4 protein-coding genes are annotated in these 4,109 nt (G+C 41.8%); 2 read left to right on the top strand and 2 right to left on the bottom strand.

From position 1 onward, the window contains the following. Positions 1-255: 255 nt before the first annotated feature. Positions 256-1,890: a YfjI family protein gene (locus tag OP495_RS16710; protein ID WP_280570859.1), complete on the bottom strand. Its 1,635-nt coding sequence runs from the start codon at positions 1,888-1,890 to the stop codon at positions 256-258. Positions 1,891-2,319: 429 nt separating this feature from the next. Between OP495_RS16710 and OP495_RS16705 the strand changes: the two genes are divergently transcribed. Together OP495_RS16705 and OP495_RS16700 are read left to right on the top strand one after the other, a co-directional pair. Further along, positions 2,320-2,529, top strand: a complete 210-nt coding sequence (locus OP495_RS16705; RefSeq protein WP_348521325.1) for an AlpA family transcriptional regulator — start codon at positions 2,320-2,322, stop codon at positions 2,527-2,529. 320 nt (positions 2,530-2,849) lie between these two features. After that, positions 2,850-3,932 (top strand): inovirus-type Gp2 protein, encoded by a 1,083-nt coding sequence (locus OP495_RS16700; RefSeq protein ID WP_280570858.1) that lies wholly within the window; start codon positions 2,850-2,852, stop codon positions 3,930-3,932. Here OP495_RS16700 and OP495_RS16695 read toward each other — a convergent pair. Then, on the bottom strand, positions 3,916-4,109 hold a 194-nt coding region (locus OP495_RS16695), incomplete at its 5' end, for a hypothetical protein (protein WP_280570857.1). The two genes, OP495_RS16700 and OP495_RS16695, sit on opposite strands and share 17 nt — an antisense overlap.

The following is a 4,109-nucleotide window of genomic DNA, read 5'->3' as shown; positions in this document are numbered from 1 at the left end:
CGCTCTTGAGACTGCCGGCCAGCGCACCGGCAGCGATGCCGAGCTTGCGGGCCGTCTCGAGATTGATGAGGTGCTGTGAATGACAGCGCATGCAAGGTGGGGCCATATCACGACTCCTGTGGCGGTGAAGAAAGCCCGGGGAGGGCTTGGCTCACAGGAGTGATATGGATCTGAAATTTATTTATTTCAGGCGGCTGTTTTTAACTATGCGACACGCCTGATTTTAATTATTTTTCCGTCATGTTTTATTATTTATTAATGATTTTTTGCATACTTTTCAGGGACGATAAGTGTAGGAATGTATCTTCCGCTACCTACCGGTGATTTTAGTTCATGTTGCTCCCATAGAGGGAGCTCGCTGATTGTATATTCCTCACCATTCCTGATCTCAGGCTCGAACGTTGTCCAGACTTTCATTTTGAACTCATACTCGCCTCCATGATGACTTGGACACCTAAGGTGTCCAAGCTGTTCCAGCATATCAAAAGCCATTTGCCTTGAATCGGTATCTCTTAACATTCCTGCTCCTCGTTGTTGAATCAACGATTTTTTGAACATAAATCCGTCGTAATTTAATGTCGCTAGTTTTTGTATGTCTTGCACCAATAAATTGGTTAGCTTAACCACTTCGGGTTCTGGAGATACGTTGTCAAGATATTGTTGAGAATATTTACGGCCAAGTCTGTAGGCGTACTCAATTGTTTCAGAGGTGACGTCTCCTTCATAACCTTCGAAGGTGTGAATAACTCCCGCAATTCTGCTTATGTTATCCATAAGCTTAGATGCATGCTCTTGTTCATGATAATAAATGTCTCCTTTTGACATTTGTTTTTCGATCAAATCAAACTTTTCCTTCCATGTGTTTTTTGCTTTTGAGCTGAGTTTTAACGTGTATCGCTTTTCTTGTTTTTCAAAGAGATCCACCGAACGAGATATAAGCTCATTAGCTCTCGCGTAAAATTTCGATTTTATTTCGTCAGGAACAGGGGGCATGTCACCTGTACGTTTCCCTGCCATTTCTTTTGGCTTTACGACGAGAAATCGTGATAGAAAGCCATTACCATGTGCTTCATAACCCTTTTTCTTTAAAAATTTCTCTATAGCAACCGGTTGTAACATCAATAAAACGGTTAACCTTGGTTGGTGTAGAGTGAAGCTGGGCGTGCTGGATCGGTCTACTGAAAATGAAGATCCAGTCCAGAGAGAGTTGAAAAGAGACTGGTCCCTAAATGTAGGTCCGTTTAGTAAATCTCCAGCGTCACTGGAAGCCAAGCATGCAATTGGTAATTTCTTGTACAGGATTTGAGCTAATGCACCTGGTGTTGCATCTTCGTAATATACTTTTATGTCGCGTGGTGGGCATGGTTCTTGCGATTTTAATAAGAGCAGCTGATTTTCAATATTTTTAATCTCTAGGTCATCCGATTTTCCACGGAATGCCTTGTCCAAAGAATTTTCAAGTGCCCTTTCCTTTATCCTCCAATTTTTATATAAACGGGTATTGGCGCTTTCCTGAGATTCTGCGTCTCTCTCCTTCTGGATTTGAAAATCTAGTAATGGTTGGGAAAACCATGAGTCAACAGCACTTTTACGCTCTCCGCCTTTAGCGATGGTTAAAGTCATCAAAGAAGTAGGTACTTGTTTTCCATTAGGAAACTCTATGTCGACTAGGCCTTGGCAGGCAGTGGCCATTACACTTAGCGCCGATGTTCGAGCCATTTCATCAGCGACCTCAATTGATTTAGATACTTCAATTACAGTTGATTCGAATATAGAGCCTTCTTTATAGCGCGGCCAGGCGGAAGCATTGTTCACATCCAGGATCGATAGTCTGTCACTTGGAGGAAGGGGCGTTGTGTCAGTGCTGTCATCTACAAAGTCGCTCATCATCTAATCTCCCCGGTTGCTAACGATGCTAAATTTAGCAGGTTTAGCAGCGATGTGTAGTGAATTGTTTTTATCATAACAACAAGTATGAGGATTAAATTATTAGATGTTATAGGAAATCAATGAACTCGTTTGGACCTTGTGGGACTATATGTATCCATTATTTTTTTTAATAATACGGTGTGTTGGCCCTTTGGTTGCTTTGTGGGATGGATCCATTACCGTTATGGCGATGCCCTGACAGTGGTACGTAGAGTCTGATTCCTGCTGTTAGGTACCGGTATGGCATTTTTCTGATAAGGGCAGAAGACCGACTAACGTCAAAACAGCCGCAGTGTGTCTTGAGATCCACATGTAGCCTAACATCTGTTAACAGGTGCAAGCTTTGGATGCCTTTGCCATCCTTGCCTCGTCGAATTCACGAGGAGCCTGATGATGAGCAACCAAGTCCTTATCAAATTGAAAAGCGTAATGCAGAAGACTGGGCTTTCTAGGTCAAGCGTCTACAATAAGCTAGATCCTAAATCGCCGTACTATGATCCAGAATTTCCTCGCCAAGTTAAGCTAGGTCGTGTGTCGGTTGCTTGGGTGGAATCAGAGGTAGATACGTGGATTGATTCTATAATAGAAAATCGCAAGTGATGAAAAATAAGCTTGTTATTAATCGGTGCTGGGGTTGGCATTCTGAGTGCTATGCATGTCTGATATCTCGCTTTGAGAATCTAGGATAGTGTTTTATGATACTAACTTTTTATGCCTTTCTGTATTTTGTAGGTTGCTTATGTTGCTGTCTGCAAGGTTTTGACTTCCATGAGCTCTATTTAATTATGGAGTATATGTTATTAGAATTAGAATTAGAAGGTTAGAAGTGTTAGGGGTACTTAGGGATGGTAAGTTATGAAGATATGGTTTGATAGAGTCTTCATCCTAAAAGAGTTGCAGCCTGGCTGCAAGAGGTGCCTATGAGAGTTTCTAAAGAAGAAGAGAGAGTGTCTCAAGAATGGCCAGAATGCGAGCTTCTCATTGACGATGTTTCTTATGAAAGTAGGAGTGTCTTTAATGAAGAAGTTGTTGCTTACTTCAAGGAGGTGAAAGCGGTAGTGGCACGTTTGCTTGAGGTAGATGAGGTGCCATTTGAGGTTCATAGAGGAAAGGGTGGCACATTGTACGTTAGGTCATCCAGTTTGTCTGGAAAAAAGTTGATTGAAATTATAATTAAAAAGAATAGTTACGGATTCAAGGAGGAGATGTTTTTCAATAGCCACCCCTATGTTGAGGCATTCAATACTGCTTGGAGGGAGTTGAGGTTAGAGGCCTTTGGAGATTACGATCCTGATGATCAAAAGGATAAGCTTGACTCTGCTGTGGCCAAGATCCGTGGAGTAATGCAAGGTGAGCAGATGAAGCGGTATTTACACAAGATGGGTAATGCAAAAAGAGGGCGCAAGAGAGGTGCTAAGAGACTTATTCATTCTCTGATGGATAAATATGCTCGGTTAGAGGTTGTTCGGCTGGATCTAAGCTACCGTAAGGGGAAATATGTAGATATTGTTGATTTTATAGGTGCACTATCAGATGTCAAAAAAGATTGGGGTATGTTTCGCCAAGATATGAATGATGGGGTTATCGCTCCCGGTGTTGTAGGGTATCTGGCTAAGTTAGAGTATGGTTTATTAAGTGGATTTCATTTTCATGTTGTAGTACTCTTCGATGGGTCAAGGCATCGTGAGGATATTATCCTGGCTAAGATGCTAGGTGAATACTGGAAAAATCAAGTAGTGTTGAATAGTGAAGGTAGGTATTATAATTGCAATCGACATAAACATGAATATCGGTATTTGGGTATCGGTACGCTGAACTATTATGACAATACGAAAAAAGAGTATTTGGTGAATATGGTAATTGGGTACATGACCAAGACGGACTATGTGATGGCTTCAGAAGCTCCCGGCGAGAGGAGCTGGTTTCGCTCGGCTCATAAAGTTCCCGAGGTGGTTGAACGTAGAGGCAGGCCAAGGAAGTTTAATACTACTCGGAAAGATTGATTGTCTCATAATCTGGCTTTATTTTATTGCTGATCCTTCTGGCAGTATTTTCAGGGATGATCCCTTCACTGTCGAGGTCGGCTAGAATGCTGCTAGCATTATGTGGGTTGCTTTTTTTATGGGAAATGTAGTCGTCATGATATTCTTTGCATTTCTCGTTTAGATATATTAACTTTG

The sequence above is a fragment of the Chromohalobacter sp. 296-RDG genome (assembly GCF_029889885.1).
Lineage (GTDB): Bacteria > Pseudomonadota > Gammaproteobacteria > Pseudomonadales > Halomonadaceae > Chromohalobacter.
Note: the sequence above shows the minus strand (reverse complement) of the source record. Positions and strands in the feature narration are given on the sequence as shown.

Bases quoted from the DNA above. Each gene is read 5' to 3' on its own strand.
- OP495_RS16710 (WP_280570859.1), bottom strand. From the start codon at position 1,890: ATGATGAGCGACTTTGTAGATGACAGCACTGACACAACGCCCCTTCCT.
- OP495_RS16705 (WP_348521325.1), top strand. From the start codon at position 2,320: ATGATGAGCAACCAAGTCCTTATCAAATTGAAAAGCGTAATGCAGAAG.
- OP495_RS16700 (WP_280570858.1), top strand. From the start codon at position 2,850: ATGAGAGTTTCTAAAGAAGAAGAGAGAGTGTCTCAAGAATGGCCAGAA.